Below are 16,954 nucleotides of genomic sequence, written 5' to 3'. Positions count from 1 at the left end.
TCAGTTGCTGTTTTGAATCCAAACTTTAAGTGTTTTGGGCTTTTTTGAATCACATCATTTCAATATCACTCGTTGTCCAATTTTTAAGGTGCTGATTTTTGGGGTTATGTCCTCGCACTCCACTCTAGATTTTCCTTACAATCAAATCATTCTCGCTGAACCAAGCATCTTGATGTTACTTGGTTATATATAATTAAATCTTATTTTTCGGTTAGCTATAAATTCATACTTGCAATGTTTGTTTTTTGATCTATTATGACGAAGTGTCATTTATGACGGTTCGTCAAATTTAGTGGCGTTCCTGTATTCAAGAATCGTGTTACAATTATCGGGAGTGTGTTGGTATACGGATCAAAGGATTATGTTTAACTTTCGCTGTAAAAAAGATAGCAAGCAAGACGGATGTCGTACGTCTTCAGGGCTAACTAAAAAACAACAGGCGATTGCTGATCGTGAAATAGAGCTTATTCAATTGGCTAAGTCTCTGGTTCAAGAGCAAGGCTTTGCCAACTTAACGATGGACAAGCTCACAGCGGCAAGCCCTTACTCGAAGGGAACGATCTACAATCATTTTTGCAGCAAAGAAGATGTGATTCTTGCGCTTTGTATTCACTCGCTGAGAAGCGAGGCAATATTTTTCGAACGTACCGCTAAGTTCAATGGCAATACCAGAGAAAAAATCATTGCTATGCATGTAGGTTATCGTATTTACGCTCGTATGGAGCCTGTACTATCAACCTGTGCGATTGTTGCAAAGACGCCTTGGGTCCTAGAGAAAGCTTCGCCTAAGCGTGTGAATGAATTGAACAACTTAGAAGAACAAGTAATAGATGGTGCTGATGCGTTGGTGAATAATGCGGTGGAATGTGGAGACCTTAAGTTCTCTCCCGCAATTGGTTCTGATGCCATCGTATTTGCTAACTGGTCTATTGCCTTCGGTTCAAACGCTCTAGCGCAAAATGCATCGAACAGTCGATGTATTCAGCGAATTCAAGATCCATTCTCAGTACTGCATAACGCGAATATGTTACTTGATGGTTTAGGGTGGTCACCTTTATCGAAAGAGTGGGATTACCGTAAAACGTGGCGTCGAGTGGAACAGGAATTGTTCAGCGAAGAGCTTGCTTATTTAGAGTCTGTGAATCGCTAATCGTTATAGAGGCCATCTAATATTTTAGTTGGCTTTTTTATTACACCATTGTGACGAATCGTCAAAAAATTAGAAATTGGTACTCAAGTTACCGATCTCGAGAAGTATAGGAAGTTACTCAAAAACTAACTTATATAACCAAATAAATTCGATCTGATTTTTATATGTTGAAGTTATCTGGTTATCACAGCATTCGCTGTTTTTTTTTAGTTTTTAAATTTGACGAAACGTCACAAAAGGAGAGTGTGATGCCACATCACAACGTTCAACAACAAGCCCGAATGAGCTGGGTCAAGCTACCAACGAATTACAGTGTGTTGGTTGTGCTTGCTACCGTTTTATTGATTGTTATAGCAACTATTGGAGGAAAAAATCTTTACTTTAGAGGGGATTACGACATCTTTTTTGATGGAACAAATGAGCAGTTACTTGCGTTTGATGAAATTCAGACTACCTTTGCAAAATCTGACAGTCTTGCTTTGGTCATAGCGCCAAAAAATGGCACTGTTTTTACTCCGAACACCTTATCTCTTATTCAGCAGATCACTGACGAGGCGTGGCAAGTCCCATACTCCACCCGTGTTGATTCCCTTGCTAACTACCAGCATACCGAAGCGTTTGAAGATGATCTTCTTGTCGAAGATTTACTGTATAGCGAATATGAATTGACGCCTCAGCGAATCGAGAAAGTCAAAAGTATTGCGTTGAGTGAGCCGGTTTTGAAAAGTTCACTGATTTCCGAAAAAGGGGATGTCACGGTCGTGAATATTACGGTCCAACTCCCTGAGGTCGATAAAACCGCTGAAGTACAAGAAGTGGTTGCCTACATAAACGGAATGATTGAGCGTTATCAGCAAGTGTACCCGGATACTGAGTTCCACAAAGCCGGTATTATTGCAATGAACTACGCGTTTATGACCGCAGCTCAAGATGACAGCGCGACGCTAGTGCCGACCATGCTACTAGTGATATTGGTTTTCCTGACTCTCATGTTGCGCTCATTGCTTAGCGTCATCGCGACACTCATCGTTATTATCGGCTCAGTTATGGTGACAATGGGATTATCAGGATGGGCTGGTATGTTCTTAAGCACGGCGACAGTTAATGTGCCTACCTTGGTGATGACGCTTGCCGTCGCCGACTGTGTACACATTATAGCGACGATGCGTCAGTCTATGCAAAACGGCTTTAGTAAAGCCCATTCTATTGAACGAAGTATTGCGCTCAATTTCATGCCCATCCTGATTACCTCCATTACCACCGCGATCGGCTTTTTAATGATGAATATGTCGGATTCTCCAATCCTGAGAGATTTCGGCAACCTATCAGCCCTTGGCGTCATGATTGCTTGTTTCCTTTCCATCACATTACTTCCGGCGTTACTTCATATCCTTCCTGTTAGGGTGAAGTCAGACACTGCTGATGAAAGAAAGCACTTTATGGATCACTTAGGGGATTTCGTGGTGTCAAAGCGACATGCGTTATTGCCGTTGTCGGTGCTTGTCATTGTCGCGAGTGCGAGTTTGATTCCGCTGAACAAAGTCAACGATGAATCCGTCGAATATTTTGGTCATAGCAATGAATTTCGTCGAGCGGCTGATTTTATGGAAGAGCGAATCAGTGGCATGGCGAACATCAGTATCGCGATAAAAACTAACGAATCGCAGGGTATTGCGGATCCTAATTTTCTCAATACCGTGGGTAAATTTACTGACTGGCTAAGGTTACAGCCAGAAACGGACCATGTTGCGACCTTGAGCGATGTTTATAAGCGCCTAAACAAGAACATGCATGGAGATGATCAGACTTATTACTCGCTTCCTCAAGACAGAGAATTAGCGGCTCAATATCTGCTGCTTTATGAAATGTCACTACCGTATGGTTTAGATTTGAACAACCAAATCAATGTTGATAAGTCGTCAATCAAGATGGTTCTCACCGTGGAGAACTTGGGCAGCGTCGAGCTTGTTGATTTGGAAAATCGTATTTACCAATGGTTTAACGAAAACGCGCCTCAGTATGATGTTGTTGCTTCTAGTCCATCACTGATGTTTGCGCATATTGGCGAAACGAATATGGCTAGCATGCTGTCAACCTTGCCTATCACTTTGGTCTTAATTTCGGCATTACTGATCTTTGCCTTACGCTCGTTCAAGCTCGGTTTAATCAGCCTGGTCCCGAATATCGCCCCTGCGCTTATTGGTTTTGGTATTTGGGCGTTGGTTTCTGGTGAAATTAATTTGGGGTTGTCTGTTGTCGTGACGTTGACGCTTGGCGTTGTGGTTGATGATGCCGTTCATTTTCTCTCTAAATACCAACACGCTCGTAAAGATGGCCATAGCGCGGAACAAGCGGTTCGTTACGCTTTTCGCACCGTGGGGCGCGCGCTTTGGATTACGACTGTCGTGCTTGTTGCTGGTTTCTCCGTTCTGGCGATGTCGAGCTTCCGCTTAAATGCCGATATGGGACAGTTGAGTGCCATTGTTATCTTCATTGCTCTTGTTGTGGATTTCATCTTTCTACCGACTCTACTGATGTTGTTTGACAAAGGCGTCTACGACGAGGTGGGCCGCCGAAACAAGCTTAAATCAACTGACTCTCAAACCAAGGCTGTTACTCAGTCATAACGAATCAAAGGATTGAACATGAATTTACTAAAAAATGCCTTAAAAGTATCTGCAATTTCTGTCTCGCTTTTTATGAGTCATGCGGTGTTAGCGGATGAAGCGAAAGGATTAGAAATTGCTCAAGAGCGCAAAGCCCGTGATGAAGGGTGGGGGGATTCTGTTGCTACCATGAAAATGATTCTGCGGAACGCACAAGGAGAAAGCAGCACACGTTTAATGCGCCTCCAATCACTCGAAGTTGAGGACGATGGTGACAAAGGACTCACAATATTTGATGAGCCAAGAGATGTGAAAGGCACCGCGTTTCTCAACCACTCTCATACAGTGGGTGCCGATGACCAGTGGCTTTACCTTCCAGCACTGAAGCGTGTGAAACGTATTTCCTCGCGTAACAAATCAGGCCCTTTCATGGGCAGTGAATTTGCGTATGAGGATCTCAGTTCCTTTGAGATTGAAAAATACCGTTTCAACTACCTAAAAGATGACAGCATAAACGGGCAAGATGTTTTCGTCGTAGAGCAAATTCCGACCGATAAGAACTCAGGTTATACCAAGCAAACGGTGTGGTTAGATAAAGCGCATTACCGCCCACTGAAAGTTGAGTTTTACGATCGCAAAGGGTCGTTGTTAAAAACGCTTTCTTTTTCCGATTACAAGCAGTACCTCAACCAATATTGGCGAGCGCACACTATGGCGATGACAAATCATCAAACAGGAAAAAGCACTGAGCTAACAACAAGTGAAATGCGCTTTAACACTGGGCTCGAAGACAATGATTTTCATAAGAATGTGTTAAAACGAGTGAGGTAGTGGAGGAGAAATGAACCGATCAAATGTTGGGTTGTTGCTTAGCGCAGCAACCTCTCTTTACTCGATACCTCTTGCCGCCGTTGAGCTTGCAGGACAAGTCAATATTGAGCATCGTCAGTTTTTTGATTCTGGCTCTCAGGGTCAGAGCAAAGCGCAAACGTCATTGGTTTTGCAGCCAGAATTTTACTGGGAGATGCAAAATGGTGATGCGAGCTTTACCCTCACACCTTTCTATCGTTTGGATAGTCTAGACGATGAGCGAAGTCACGGAGACATAAGAGAGGCGCTTTATCTGACTTATTGGGATGATTATGAGCTTCGAGTTGGGATTAGTAAGGTCTTTTGGGGAGTGACGGAATCCGCCCATTTGGTTGATGTAGTAAACCAGACAGACGCCATTGAAGCCGTCGATGGTGAAGATAAACTCGGTCAGCCAATGTTGCATTTCACCTCATTCAAAGACTGGGGCACCGTCCATGCAATGTTATTACCTTACTTTAGGGAACGAACGTTTGCGGGTACTGACGGTCGTTTACGAACCGAACCTGTTGTCTCAGATGATGCTATCTATGAATCAAGCAGAGAAGAAAAGCAGGTAGATGTGGCTTTTCGATATTCGAAAATGCTTGGCGATTGGGACGTAGGCCTGAGCTATTTATATGGAACAAACCGGGATCCTTACTTTCGTTTTGAGTACGGGGAATTAAAGCCTTACTACGCTCTGATGAGTCATGTCGGTCTCGATGTACAAGGAATCGTTGGCGATTGGTTATGGAAACTCGAAAGTGTTTATCGAGATAGTGCTGATAATCATGTTGGCCTTGTGACGGGATTTGAGTACACCTTCGTTGGCGCATTTGACACGGTTTGGGATGTGGGTGTGATTGGTGAATACCTCTATGACAGTCGTGGGAATAATGCACAAACTATCGGTCAAAATGATGTGTTTGCAGGCATTCGTTGGGCGCTCAACGACGAGGACGGAACGGAATTATTGACGGGAATCACAAAGGATTTAGATAACGCCGATGTTTACAATGCCAAGTTAGAAGCCTCGAGCCGAATATCGAATAACTTTAAGTGGCAAATTGATGCTTGGTTGTTCAAAAATGAAACGCCAAACGATTTGCTCTATTTCGCCCGAGATGACGATTTTATCGAGCTATCTATTCAATACTATTTCTAAAACAAAAGGGCACAACTTAACGTCAGATTAATGAAAGATGACATTTTTGACGTTTTTGTGCTCTTTTTATTCAATAACCTCTTCTTTTCGTAATTCAATTTGGCATTGGTGCCTGGTTTGGCTACTATGTACAGCTATCAAAAAACCAATCACTCCCTTATGGACACTACCAACAGGTAGATGAGGAAACGATGCAACATCTAGAAGAGATCATTGCTAGCGCGAGCACTGCAATTGAAGCTGCCGAATCGCTAGTCGCACTTGATGAAGTGCGTGTTCAGTATCTGGGTAAAAAAGGTGAGCTAACTGCTCAACTTCAAAGCCTAGGCAAACTACCACCAGAAGAACGCCGTGAAGCTGGTCAAGAGATCAACAAAGCGAAAGGCGTCGTTCAGCAAGCTATCGCAGCTCGTAAAGACGCGCTACAACGTGCAGAGCTTGAAGCGAAACTAGCCGCTGAAACAATTGACGTGACATTACCAGGTCGTCGTATTGAAAACGGTGGTTTACACCCAGTAACTCGTACTGTAGAGCGTATTGAGAAGTTCTTTGGCGAACTTGGTTTTAACACCGAAGCTGGCCCAGAGATCGAAGATGCATTCCACAACTTTGATGCGCTAAATATTGCCGCTGATCACCCAGCGCGTACTGACCACGATACTTTCTTCTTCAATCCAGATTTGATGCTTCGTACTCATACGTCAGGCGTACAGATCCGTACGATGGAAAATGGTAAACCACCATTCCGTTTCATCGCACCGGGCCGTGTATACCGTAACGACTACGACCAAACTCATACCCCAATGTTCCACCAAGTGGAAGGTATGCTGGTTGATGAGAACGTAAACTTTGCACAGTTGAAAGGCATCCTGCACGATTTCCTATGTAACTTCTTCGAAGAAGAAGTAGAAGTACGTTTCCGTCCATCTTACTTCCCATTCACTGAACCTTCAGCTGAAGTAGACGTGAAAGGCAAAAACGGTAAATGGTTAGAAGTTCTAGGCTGCGGTATGGTTCACCCGAACGTACTACGTAGCGTAGGCATCGATCCTGAAAAATACTCTGGTTTCGCATTCGGTATGGGTGTTGAGCGTCTAACGATGCTTCGTTACGGCGTGAACGATCTACGTGCGTTCTTCGAAAACGATCTTCGTTTCCTAAAACAGTTCAAGTAATCCAGAGGGTTCATCAACATGAAATTCAGCGAATCATGGCTTCGTGAGTGGGTAAACCCAGCGGTTACTACTGACGAACTCACTCATCAAATTACAATGGCCGGCCTAGAGGTAGACGACGTTCTTCCTGTAGCGGGTTCTTTCACTGGCGTTAAAGTGGGTCACGTTGTTGAATGTGGTCAACACCCAGACGCAGACAAACTTCGCGTTACTAAAGTTGACGTGGGTGAAGAAGAGCTTCTAGACATCGTTTGTGGCGCACCTAACTGTCGCCAAGGTCTGAAAGTAGCGGTAGCAACAGTTGGTGCTGTTCTTCCAGGCGATTTCAAAATCAAAAAAGCGAAACTACGTGGCCAGCCATCTCACGGCATGCTTTGTTCGTTCACTGAACTAGGCATTGATGTTGAGTCAGACGGCATCATGGAACTAGCAGAAGACGCAGTAATCGGTACTGATTTCCGTGAATTCCTAGGTCTAGATGACGTAACGGTAGACGTAGATCTAACAGCAAACCGCGCTGACTGTTTCAGCATCCGTGGTTTAGCTCGTGAAGTTGGCGTACTAAACCGTGCTGACGTGACTGAGCCATCAGTAGAAGCAGTTGCGCCTTCAATCGACGATAAAGTGTCTATTGAAGTGAAAGCGCCAGCAGCGTGTCCACGTTACCTAGGTCGTGTAGTTAAGAACGTAAACGTTCAAGCTGAAACACCACTATGGATGCAAGAGAAACTGCGTCGTTGTGGTATTCGCTCGATCGACCCTGTAGTAGACATCACTAACTACGTGCTTCTAGAGCAAGGTCAACCAATGCACGCATTCGATCTATCGAAGATCGAAGGTGGCATCGTAGTTCGTATGGCTGAGCAAGGTGAGAAGCTAACACTTCTTGATGGCAGCGAAGCAGAACTAAACGCAGATACACTAGTAGTTGCTGACCACAACAAAGCACTTGCAATCGCAGGTATCTTTGGTGGTGAAGAGTCTGGTGTAACAACTGAGACTAAAGACGTTCTACTAGAGTGTGCATTCTTTGCACCTGACCACATCCGTGGCCGCGCTCGTAACTACGGTCTGCACACTGATTCTTCAATGCGTTTCGAGCGTGGTGTGGATTACGCACTACAAGTGAGCGCAATGGAGCGTGCAACTCAGCTTCTAGTTGAGATCTGTGGTGGTGAAGTAGCACCTGTTATTGCAGTAGAGTCTGAAGCAGACCTACCTAAGCCAAACAAAGTTGCTCTACGTCGTACTAAGCTAGACAACCTACTAGGTCACCACATCGCTGATGCTGACGTAGTAGAAATCCTAGAGCGCCTAGGTTTGACTGTTGAAGCTTCAGAAGAAGGTTGGGTGGCAGTAGCGCCAACATGGCGTTTCGATATCGCTATCGAACAAGACCTGATTGAAGAAGTTGGCCGTATCTACGGTTACGACAACATTCCTAACCAACACCCAGCCGCAGCACTTAAGATGCACAACCACGTTGAAGCGGATCTTCCACTGAAACGCGTTCGTGATCTTCTTGTTGACCGTGGTTACCACGAAGCAATCACATACAGCTTCGTTGAGCCTGAGCAACAAAAGCTAGTTGTACCTGGTGTTGAGCCTCTAGTGCTTCCAAACCCAATTTCAGCAGACATGTCAGCAATGCGTCTTGGTCTTATCCAAGGGCTGTTGAACACGGTTGTTCACAACCAGAAACGTCAACAGCCACGCGTTCGTCTATTCGAATACGGCCTACGTTTCATCCCATGTGAATCTGCAGAAAACGGCATGCGCCAAGAGCCTATGCTTGCAGGTGTTATTGCTGGTACTCGTGGTGAAGAGCACTGGGATATCGAAACTAACACTGTTGATTTCTTCGACCTTAAAGGCGACCTAGAAGCAGTTCTAGAACTGTCTGCTAACGAAAAAGCGTACTCTTTCGCTGCACTGTCACCTGAAAGCAAAAAAGCTAACCCAGTACTTCACCCAGGTCAATCTGCGGCAATCATCGTAGATGGCAAAGAAGTGGGCGTGATCGGTACCGTTCACCCTGAGCTTGAGCGTAAGTTCGGTCTAAACGGTCGTACTATCGTATTCGAAATCGAATGGTCTGCAATCAACAGTAAAGTGATCCCAGAAGCGGTTCAGCTTTCTAAATTCCCATCAAACCGTCGTGATATCGCTGTAGTTGTGGACGAAGCGGTAGCATCTGGTGACATCGTTAATGCTTGTTTAGAGCAAGGTGGCGAGTTCCTTAAAGATGCGAAGCTGTTCGACGTTTACGTAGGTAAAGGCGTTGAAGAAGGTAAGAAGAGCCTAGCAATCGCTCTGACTCTACAGTCAGTTGAGCGTACGCTTGAAGATGCAGATATAGCTGGTGCGGTTGACGCTATCGTTGCTCACGTTTCTGAGAAGTTTGGTGCGTCTCTACGTGACTAAGCGTTAGACGAACTATCTCTCTTAAGAAACTAAAAACCCTGTCAAATCGGCAGGGTTTTTTTATGTTGAGCATTATCTTATTGTGATTCACGTACTAGGCCGTTTACGTCACCTCCAACAACCTCAAAAATCTGGACCAAACTCGAGGTAACGCTTAATCGAGACTTGGCATATATCGTTTTTCAGCCAACAGACGCTAACGCTAGCTTATTGGCGGCTAGGCGGCGAGTGAGAGGGTATAGCTAAGCAGAAGTGGGAGCGTAAGAATACTGAAAAAGTTGCCAAATAGTACCATTGACGCCACTTTCATGGGCTCTATATTCAGCCTTTCCGCAAATAGGTAATTCATGACGGCTGGTGGCAGCATTGTGAAGAGTACCATCATTTGCAATTGCATCGTTGGAAGGGGAATTAACCAATAAATAAGTGCAAATGCAACCGCCCCAGTTGCAAGCGACTGCACGGTACACAATACACCAACCTTTAAACCGTCCACTCTTAAATGACGCATTTGCGCCCCCAGGGATAAAAGCATCACGGGTACTGCCGCTTGGCCAAGTAGAGCAGTCGCTTCGTATAAAGGTGCCCATACACCCACATTTGACACGTTGAGAAACAGAGCCAACGACGCAGCTAAAAAGATTGGCATCTTGACTATTTGCTTAAAAGGGTTGCCATGACTAAGTAGCATTACACCTAAACTAATGTGCAAGCATGCTGACACGACAAATAGCAGTACTGCTGGGGATAGCGCAATTTCTCCAAACGTATAGGTAAACAAAGGAATAGCAAGGTTTCCGCTATTGCGAAACATATGTGGTGGTGCCCAAGTTTTAAACGACAGTGACGTCAATCGACATACAGGGATCATGAGTAGTGCGGGAACCAAAACCGCGACAATTGCTGCAAAAAGGAGTGGTCCCTGATTCGAGTCTAACGGCATGCTAACGAGCGAAGAAAACACCAGCGCAGGTGTGAAAACCTCAATGTTAATGCGGTTGATTGGACGAAAGTCAGGCTTGATGTAACGACCTACCAAATAGCCGACGCCGACAAGAGCAAAAACAGGGAAAAGAATATTTATGATTTGATTAATCATGGTCGCCTAGATGAAGTGTAAGGAGCTAATGTGGAGATACACGAAGAACCACATTATCAACCTTTATATATTGCGTCATCGCTGAACAGTGAGAAGCGTGGGTTTAATCAAGCTTTCTAAGCACAGTTGCAAAGCCAGGTGGTCATACCATTTAGTTCAATTGTTACGTATCGAGTTACATACAAATCACTGAATTTACGACAAGTTCTATGTCAAGTGTCTGTTAAATAACCAATCTCTGATATTTTTATTAAATAGTGATTAATGTTGATATTTAAACTACTTTTAGTTTTATCAGCTGGATGTTTTTCCTATTAAAGATAAAACAAAAACAAAAATATCAAAATGTTGGCGTTTAACAATAATTTACATAGTGCTATTCCTTTTGTTCGCCAAGAAAAAAGTTGGCGAAAATCATAAGCTTGTCATACACTTCCTGATGTAACCCCGATATGTTGTTGAATTGGTAGGGTAAAACTGCTCTGGCGCTACACTAACGTAGCATTGTTTAACATAGCTTTGAGGAAAGTTTTATGGCGCTCACAAAAGCCGAACTGGCAGAAAACCTGTTTGATAAATTAGGATTTAGTAAGCGGGACGCCAAGGAAACGGTGGAAGTGTTCTTTGAAGAGATTCGTAAGGCACTGGAAAGTGGCGAACAGGTAAAACTGTCAGGTTTTGGTAACTTTGATCTTCGTGACAAGAATGAACGACCTGGTCGTAACCCGAAAACCGGTGAAGATATTCCAATTACTGCTCGACGTGTAGTGACTTTTCGCCCGGGTCAGAAGTTAAAAGCTCGTGTAGAAAACCTGAAGAAAGTACAGTAAGCCGAATAAATGGATCACGCTAAGGCGTGGTCTTTTTTTTGCGTAAAACTTGTGTCGCATATAAACGAAAACCACCGCAATGCGGTGGTTTTTCTGTTTTTGAGTATATCTTAATGATATGGATTACGCTGCTTCTAGGTGCGTTGTTAAGTATGGTTGCCATGCTTGTTGGTACAAGTTTTTAGACTGTGCACGCATGTTGCGAATAGAAGCGAGTTCTAGTTCGCTTAGTTCGCGTTTCTCCATCATCGCTTGGCGTTCTAGTTTCTGGATTTTTTCGTATAGGTCGTGTTCAGGACCGCTTTTCACATCTGCGATGGCTTTTAAGTGCAGTTGAACTTCGGCAACTAGATTTGTCTTTGGTAAACGAACGAGTAAGTTCAAGTCTCTATAGCCTGAAGGACCAGGTTTTTTGAAGCGATTTTTTACTTTAACAATTGTTGTTTCACGCTCTAAGGTTTCATAAATGGAGACTAAGCTCGCGACGTCTTCAGCAACAATCGTGGCACGGGCTAGGTCAGTAATGCGTTCGACTTTTCCATCTAACTCCAAAGCTATTTTTTCTTCTGCTCGTTGTTTGGACTTTACGCCTGCGAAGCATGGCTGAGCATCATTAAGAAGTGCGGTACTTTTACAGATAGTTTCAAGCTCAAATTGTGCTTGGTGAGCTTTGCTGTAAAGAATGTCGAAGTCAGTGTATGGCTGAATTGGAGTTGCGTCGATTGACTGAATACCATACAAGCCGCTAAGGCTATGTTTAAAGAGTTTCGAACAAACTTCGTTTTGACTTGTTGAACGATTTTGATCGCCACTCGGCGCTGGGGTAATTGGAAGTGCGGCAAATGCCGGTGCACGGCTAAGTACCAAAAGCATCAATGCTGTAGTACGAAGAAATAAGCTCATTCACTCTCCTTAACTTGCTTGTACTTAGAAAATAGGGAACATAAAGGTCGCTAAGTTCGGCAAATCAGGTACTAACTTATTAATGGGGTCATTACGAAAGATTCCAAGGTTTCAGTTTTGTCTTGAAGTGGAATCGTGCGTTAGATCACCATTTCTCTTTTCTTTATTCTGTTTATCAGATAAAGGCGTGGTTCCTATAAGAACGTTTACATCCTATCACCGCTGTATTAACCAAAGATGAACGGCATAGACAAATTGAAAAAAATCGTTAGTCTTACTTCTCAAAATGAAAATCAGCCGACAAGTAGAAAGTAAAATGAGAGACCAAGAGTTTTGGCATAATAAATGGGCCAGTAATCAAATCGGATTTCACTTGGAAGATGTAAACCCGCTATTACCTGCATATTGGCAACACACAAACCCAAAGCGTGAAGACAAAGTGTTAGTGCCTTTGTGTGGAAAGTCAGAAGACTTGATTTGGTTGGCGATGAAGCATGATTCAGTTGAAGGTGTTGAGCTGAGCCATATCGCTGTTCGTGCCTTTTTTGCTGAACATTTTTATACGCCAACCGTGACGCCTGTTAATGGTATGCACGAGCTTTATCAATTTGATGAGCTCTCTATTTATACTGGGGACTTTTTCACTGCACCAGTATCTCAAGCCGATATCATTTATGATCGCGCCGCGTTGGTTGCTTTACCGCAAGATGTGCGAGAGGAGTATGTAGAGCGTCTCAAGCAACTTTTGAATCCAGGCGGTCGTATTTTGCTTGTTACACTCAACTATCCTCAAGAAGAGATGGCGGGGCCTCCATTTAGCGTGCCAGTCGAAGAGATTGAGCAGTTATTTTCAGGTTACAAAGTTACCTGTTTGAACGTAGATGAAGCTGATGAAAACCATCCTAAAATTGCGAAAAAAGGCTTAAGTCGCTTCTCTGAAGAAGTGTACCTAATCGAGAGTAAATAGTTTTTTTTCGGCTTGTAAAACGAAATAGCGCAGCAATTTGAGCTGCGCTGTTTTTTGTAGGAGCGGAGCTCGTTTAATATGTGATATTCACTTTTGAAGCACTTTCAACAGCATCTTGAACGGCTTCTTCGGTGGTTTTTCGTCGCGTAAGGGCAACACCTAAACGACGGCGACCATCGATTTCTGGCTTGCCGAATAGACGAACTTGCGTTTGACGTTGATCTAAGGCTTTGGTTAGGTTGTCAAAGCGAATGTTTGTGGAAGTCCCTTGCCCAAGAATAACGGCTGAAGCAGATGGACCATATTGTACGATATTATTAATCGGCATTCCGGTAAATGCACGTACGTGGAGAGCAAACTCAGACATTTCCTGCGAAATCATTGTGACCATGCCTGTATCGTGTGGGCGAGGAGAGACCTCATTGAAAATGACCTTATCGCCTTTAACAAATAACTCTACACCAAAGATGCCGTAGCCACCGAGTGCGTTGACTACTTTCTCTGCCGTGTATTCTGCTGCTTTTACTGCGTTTTCTGACATGGCTTGCGGTTGCCATGATTCGCGGTAGTCGCCATCTTCCTGACGATGGCCAATTGGAGCACAGAAGTGAACACCGTCAACGGCCCTTACGGTCAATAAAGTGATTTCGTAATCGAAGTCGATAAAACCTTCCACGATCACGCGACCTGCACCCGTACGTCCGCCTTCCTGTGCGTAATCCCATGCTTTTGCTACGTCGTCTTCGGTCTTGATGACACTTTGCCCTTTACCTGAAGAACTCATAACTGGCTTTACTACGCACGGGATGCCTACATGCTCAACCGCGGCTTTGAAGTCTTCAAAAGTATCTGCAAAATGATAAGGTGATGTCGTCAGTTCTAGCTCTTCTGCAGCCAAACGTCGGATACCTTCACGATTCATTGTTAGCTTGGTTGCCTTAGCGGTTGGAACAACATTCAGCCCTTTTTCTTCAAGTTCTACCAGTTTGTCGGTTGCGATAGCTTCGATTTCAGGTACGACGTAAGTAGGTTGTTCCTTCGTAATAACTTCTTCTAAGGCGCTTCCATCTAACATATCGATGACGTAACTACGGTGAGCAACTTGCATCGCTGGAGCATTAGCATAGCGATCACAAGCAATCACTTCTAAACCAAGTCTCTGACATTCAATTGCGACTTCTTTACCGAGTTCGCCAGAGCCTAAAAGTAATACACGGGTAGCATTTGCGCTGGTTGCAGTGCCAAACATAGTGTTCCCTTACAAAATAGAGTGGTGAGACAGAAATTGCAGGAGATCATACTGAAGTTTTATGACAAAGCAAACGTTTGCTTTTGGTTTTTAGGCAATAAAAAAGCTCTACATGCAGTAGAGCTTTTTATACTGAAATTGTCGCTTATACGTTGACAAAACTAAGTGGAATATCTGGATTCAACGCTTCTAACGTTGATTGCGTATCAGCCAAATGACTGATCTTGCCTTCTGAGTTTTCTACCAGAGCAGCGGCTTTGATATTGTCAAAAGTTTCACCCGCAAGTAGTACTTGGATCAGCGCAACTTGTAATGGCGGCAAGCTAGGGTTAAACGCCGCATTTTCCGCATAAGCACCTTGGAATACACGGCCGCTAGCCATTTCTAATGCTAAGCCACTCAAGTTGTTGGTATATGGTGAGTGGCTCATGTTCATCGCTTCAACAGCGCTTTGAATTAGAGTGTCTTCATCATCGCATGAGAACTGATGCTTTACTTCTGCCATTAAGCCGGATTCGATACCGAGATCGTTTGGTCCAAAGGCTTCAGGTAGGTATTCATGCAGCGACTTTTCTTCGCGTTCTGGGAGCTGAATTTTAAGCTCGTTTGCGGTAGATAACTCGTTCATGAACTGACGGCAGTGACCACATGGGCTGAAGTTAATAGTGATATCTTTAATACCACGTTCACCTTTCATCCAAGCGTGGCTAATTGCAGACTGCTCAGCGTGAACTGTTTGACCTAACTGAACACCAAAGAATTCCATGTTGGCACCGAAGTAAAGGCGACCTGAGAGACCACGAACGATAGCACCGACATAAAATTCAGAAAGAGGAGCATAGGAATATGCTGCGGCAAAAGGAAGTAGAGCAACACGAAGCTCTTTATCTGATAGACCGGTAGCTGAAAGCAACTGCTCAAACTGTTGAACTGAAAGCGTAGCATCAAAATCATCAGCTTGGATGATAGGAGCAAGTTGTTTGGAAAGTGCTTCTGGAGCGCCTGCTAGCGCCTGTTCAATGCGACTTTTCATGTTGAATCCTTGTTATTGCATGGACAGTTATTCTATGTGAAGGATAGAAATGTTCCGTGCGTTAGATCACGATAAATAATGCAATTGATAATTCTGTTACATAATTAGAGTGAGCTCACACATGTATTCGATTGCACTGACGTGAAGCGTTATCTCCGTCTCACAATTAACCATATCAGTATATATTCATATGACCAAGACGCTGGGATATGTTAATTACGATGCCTACATGTCCACACAACGTTATTCCTAGATATCTAAGCAACGTTGAGTCAGTAATATTGCACTGAATGTTGAAGTTATTAGTGTGTATCTCGTCAGAGTGCCTTAACGATCTTACTAGAACGGGTTGTTAGATGAGGTAATACAGAATTTTGGAAGGGATAAGGAAGAAACGGGAAGGCTACGGCCTGCCGGAAGGAGGGCAGACCGAGAGCGCTTAACTATTGATATAGCCAGACAGCCAAAGCAAAAAAGCTTGGAGCCAAAATAGAAGTGATGATGCCGCATAAAACCAATGCGAGTGATGAGAACGCGGCATCAATGGGCTGTTTCTCTGCACATGTCGCGGTGCCTAAGGCATGAGACACGGTACCCATTGTTAGGCCACGTGCAATCGGGTGTTTAATTCCAATTAAGTTGTAAATTGGGTACGCCAAAATCGCGCCCAATAAACCAACAATCAGAACCAAGATCGCCGCAACGGCAGCTTCACCACCGAGGTGACTCGAAATTTCCATTGCTATTGGCGTAGTGACGGATTTACCCACTAGACTTGCGATTAAACTGATATCTGCTTTGAAAGCGACTGCGATCAAGGTGGTTGTCATCATCGACATCACACTGCCTACTGTGCAAGCAAAAGTGATGATTCGCCAGTTTGCTTTAATCTGTGGTAGTTGTTCATATAGCGGGTAAGCCAGAGCAACTACGGCTGGTTGAAGTAAAAAACTGATCCCTTCGTTATCCGCATAATACGTTTCAAACGGTACATTTAAGTAAGTAAGCAAAGGAATGAGCACTGCAATACTGATTAGCAAAGGATTTGCTAGAGGATTATTCACTTTGATTGCGATTTGGCGCGCGACAAGAAAAACCGCAATGGTAACAACTAACCACATATCAGTGCTTCTCCTTTAGCAAGTAGTCCAGCAGCCAAGCGAGGCTGACCAGTACAATGAGTGAGCCTCCAACTGCGCTAGCAATGATAGGGAGGGCATTAGCGAGTAGCATATCGAAATGTTGCATTAATCCCACGCTAATAGGAACGAACAACAAAATCATGTAGCGGATAAATAGCGTGGCGCCCGGTTTGACCCAATCGACCTTTACAAGCCCAAGAGTCATGGAGAAAAACAGTACGAGCATACCGATGACACTTCCTGGGACGGAAACGCCAGTGAACTTTTGAATGGTAATTCCGATGCCAAGTGCCCCCATGATGAGGAAGATTGAAATGAGCAGTTGGATCAGTTGTAAGAATCGTTCTTTAATCATTTTG

General features: G+C 44.1%; 14 protein-coding genes. 8 read left to right on the top strand and 6 right to left on the bottom strand.

Annotated features, from left to right (window positions below):
* The first annotated feature begins 361 nt into the window (after positions 1-361).
* From L3V27_RS10215 to pheT, 6 genes are all read left to right on the top strand, one after another.
* Positions 362-1,150 carry a TetR/AcrR family transcriptional regulator gene (locus tag L3V27_RS10215; RefSeq protein ID WP_237311790.1) on the top strand — a complete coding sequence of 263 codons (789 nt, stop codon included), beginning with the start codon at positions 362-364 and terminating at the stop codon, positions 1,148-1,150.
* 248 nt (positions 1,151-1,398) lie between these two features.
* On the top strand, positions 1,399-3,777 hold the full coding sequence (locus L3V27_RS10210) for an MMPL family transporter (RefSeq protein ID WP_237311789.1): 2,379 nt from the start codon (positions 1,399-1,401) through the stop codon (positions 3,775-3,777).
* 18 nt (positions 3,778-3,795) lie between these two features.
* The gene (locus L3V27_RS10205; RefSeq protein ID WP_237311788.1) at positions 3,796-4,587 is read left to right on the top strand and encodes an outer membrane lipoprotein-sorting protein; all 792 of its coding nucleotides are present in this window, start codon (positions 3,796-3,798) and stop codon (positions 4,585-4,587) included.
* Between the two features lie 10 nt (positions 4,588-4,597).
* Positions 4,598-5,773, top strand: coding sequence for a hypothetical protein (locus L3V27_RS10200; protein ID WP_237311787.1), 1,176 nt, complete (start codon positions 4,598-4,600; stop codon positions 5,771-5,773).
* A gap of 191 nt (positions 5,774-5,964) precedes the next feature.
* Complete coding sequence (gene pheS / locus L3V27_RS10195; protein WP_005385470.1) at positions 5,965-6,948, top strand: phenylalanine--tRNA ligase subunit alpha; 984 nt, start codon at positions 5,965-5,967, stop codon at positions 6,946-6,948.
* Between the two features lie 18 nt (positions 6,949-6,966).
* Positions 6,967-9,372: a phenylalanine--tRNA ligase subunit beta gene (gene pheT / locus L3V27_RS10190; RefSeq protein ID WP_237311785.1), complete on the top strand. Its 2,406-nt coding sequence runs from the start codon at positions 6,967-6,969 to the stop codon at positions 9,370-9,372.
* Between the two features lie 217 nt (positions 9,373-9,589).
* Here pheT and L3V27_RS10185 read toward each other — a convergent pair whose 3' ends face one another.
* On the bottom strand, positions 9,590-10,471 hold the full coding sequence (locus tag L3V27_RS10185; protein ID WP_237311784.1) for an AEC family transporter: 882 nt from the start codon (positions 10,469-10,471) through the stop codon (positions 9,590-9,592).
* A 533-nt stretch (positions 10,472-11,004) separates the two neighbouring features.
* Between L3V27_RS10185 and ihfA the strand changes: the two genes are divergently transcribed.
* Complete coding sequence (gene ihfA / locus L3V27_RS10180; protein WP_005377899.1) at positions 11,005-11,301, top strand: integration host factor subunit alpha; 297 nt, start codon at positions 11,005-11,007, stop codon at positions 11,299-11,301.
* A 123-nt stretch (positions 11,302-11,424) separates the two neighbouring features.
* Here the strand turns inward: ihfA and L3V27_RS10175 are convergent, their stop codons facing one another.
* Complete coding sequence (locus L3V27_RS10175; RefSeq protein WP_237311782.1) at positions 11,425-12,204, bottom strand: RelA/SpoT domain-containing protein; 780 nt, start codon at positions 12,202-12,204, stop codon at positions 11,425-11,427.
* Positions 12,205-12,520: 316 nt separating this feature from the next.
* On the opposite strand from L3V27_RS10175, the gene L3V27_RS10170 reads away from it, so the two are divergent.
* Entirely contained in the window at positions 12,521-13,171 is a 651-nt protein-coding gene (locus L3V27_RS10170) for a thiopurine S-methyltransferase (RefSeq protein ID WP_237311780.1), read from the top strand.
* A 73-nt stretch (positions 13,172-13,244) separates the two neighbouring features.
* On the opposite strand, the gene purT is transcribed toward L3V27_RS10170, so the two are convergent.
* The 4 genes from purT to L3V27_RS10150 all read right to left on the bottom strand — a co-directional run bounded on the left by purT (position 13,245) and on the right by L3V27_RS10150 (position 16,950).
* A complete protein-coding gene (gene purT / locus L3V27_RS10165) occupies positions 13,245-14,420 on the bottom strand; it encodes a formate-dependent phosphoribosylglycinamide formyltransferase (RefSeq protein WP_237311778.1) in 1,176 nt (391 codons plus the stop codon).
* Positions 14,421-14,565: 145 nt separating this feature from the next.
* A complete protein-coding gene (gene cdd / locus L3V27_RS10160; RefSeq protein ID WP_005397788.1) occupies positions 14,566-15,453 on the bottom strand; it encodes a cytidine deaminase in 888 nt (295 codons plus the stop codon).
* Between the two features lie 443 nt (positions 15,454-15,896).
* Entirely contained in the window at positions 15,897-16,574 is a 678-nt protein-coding gene (locus tag L3V27_RS10155; RefSeq protein ID WP_005377888.1) for an LrgB family protein, read from the bottom strand.
* A gap of 1 nt (position 16,575) precedes the next feature.
* Positions 16,576-16,950, bottom strand: a complete 375-nt coding sequence (locus tag L3V27_RS10150) for a CidA/LrgA family protein (RefSeq protein ID WP_005397786.1) — start codon at positions 16,948-16,950, stop codon at positions 16,576-16,578.
* Between the last annotated feature and the right edge of the window lie 4 nt (positions 16,951-16,954).

The sequence above is a fragment of the Vibrio sp. J2-3(2022) genome (assembly GCF_021725735.1).
GTDB lineage: Bacteria > Pseudomonadota > Gammaproteobacteria > Enterobacterales > Vibrionaceae > Vibrio > Vibrio diabolicus.
This window is presented reverse-complemented; position numbering and strand designations above follow the sequence as displayed.

Excerpts from the sequence above, each read along its gene's own strand:
- L3V27_RS10200 (WP_237311787.1), top strand. The coding sequence starts at position 4,598 with ATGAACCGATCAAATGTTGGGTTGTTGCTTAGCGCAGCAACCTCTCTT.
- pheS (WP_005385470.1), top strand. The coding sequence starts at position 5,965 with ATGCAACATCTAGAAGAGATCATTGCTAGCGCGAGCACTGCAATTGAA.
- ihfA (WP_005377899.1), top strand. The coding sequence starts at position 11,005 with ATGGCGCTCACAAAAGCCGAACTGGCAGAAAACCTGTTTGATAAATTA.
- L3V27_RS10205 (WP_237311788.1), top strand. The coding sequence starts at position 3,796 with ATGAATTTACTAAAAAATGCCTTAAAAGTATCTGCAATTTCTGTCTCG.
- L3V27_RS10185 (WP_237311784.1), bottom strand. The coding sequence starts at position 10,471 with ATGATTAATCAAATCATAAATATTCTTTTCCCTGTTTTTGCTCTTGTC.
- L3V27_RS10150 (WP_005397786.1), bottom strand. The coding sequence starts at position 16,950 with ATGATTAAAGAACGATTCTTACAACTGATCCAACTGCTCATTTCAATC.
- L3V27_RS10170 (WP_237311780.1), top strand. The coding sequence starts at position 12,521 with ATGAGAGACCAAGAGTTTTGGCATAATAAATGGGCCAGTAATCAAATC.
- L3V27_RS10215 (WP_237311790.1), top strand. The coding sequence starts at position 362 with ATGTTTAACTTTCGCTGTAAAAAAGATAGCAAGCAAGACGGATGTCGT.
- pheT (WP_237311785.1), top strand. The coding sequence starts at position 6,967 with ATGAAATTCAGCGAATCATGGCTTCGTGAGTGGGTAAACCCAGCGGTT.
- L3V27_RS10155 (WP_005377888.1), bottom strand. The coding sequence starts at position 16,574 with ATGTGGTTAGTTGTTACCATTGCGGTTTTTCTTGTCGCGCGCCAAATC.
- cdd (WP_005397788.1), bottom strand. The coding sequence starts at position 15,453 with ATGAAAAGTCGCATTGAACAGGCGCTAGCAGGCGCTCCAGAAGCACTT.
- purT (WP_237311778.1), bottom strand. The coding sequence starts at position 14,420 with ATGTTTGGCACTGCAACCAGCGCAAATGCTACCCGTGTATTACTTTTA.
- L3V27_RS10175 (WP_237311782.1), bottom strand. The coding sequence starts at position 12,204 with ATGAGCTTATTTCTTCGTACTACAGCATTGATGCTTTTGGTACTTAGC.
- L3V27_RS10210 (WP_237311789.1), top strand. The coding sequence starts at position 1,399 with ATGCCACATCACAACGTTCAACAACAAGCCCGAATGAGCTGGGTCAAG.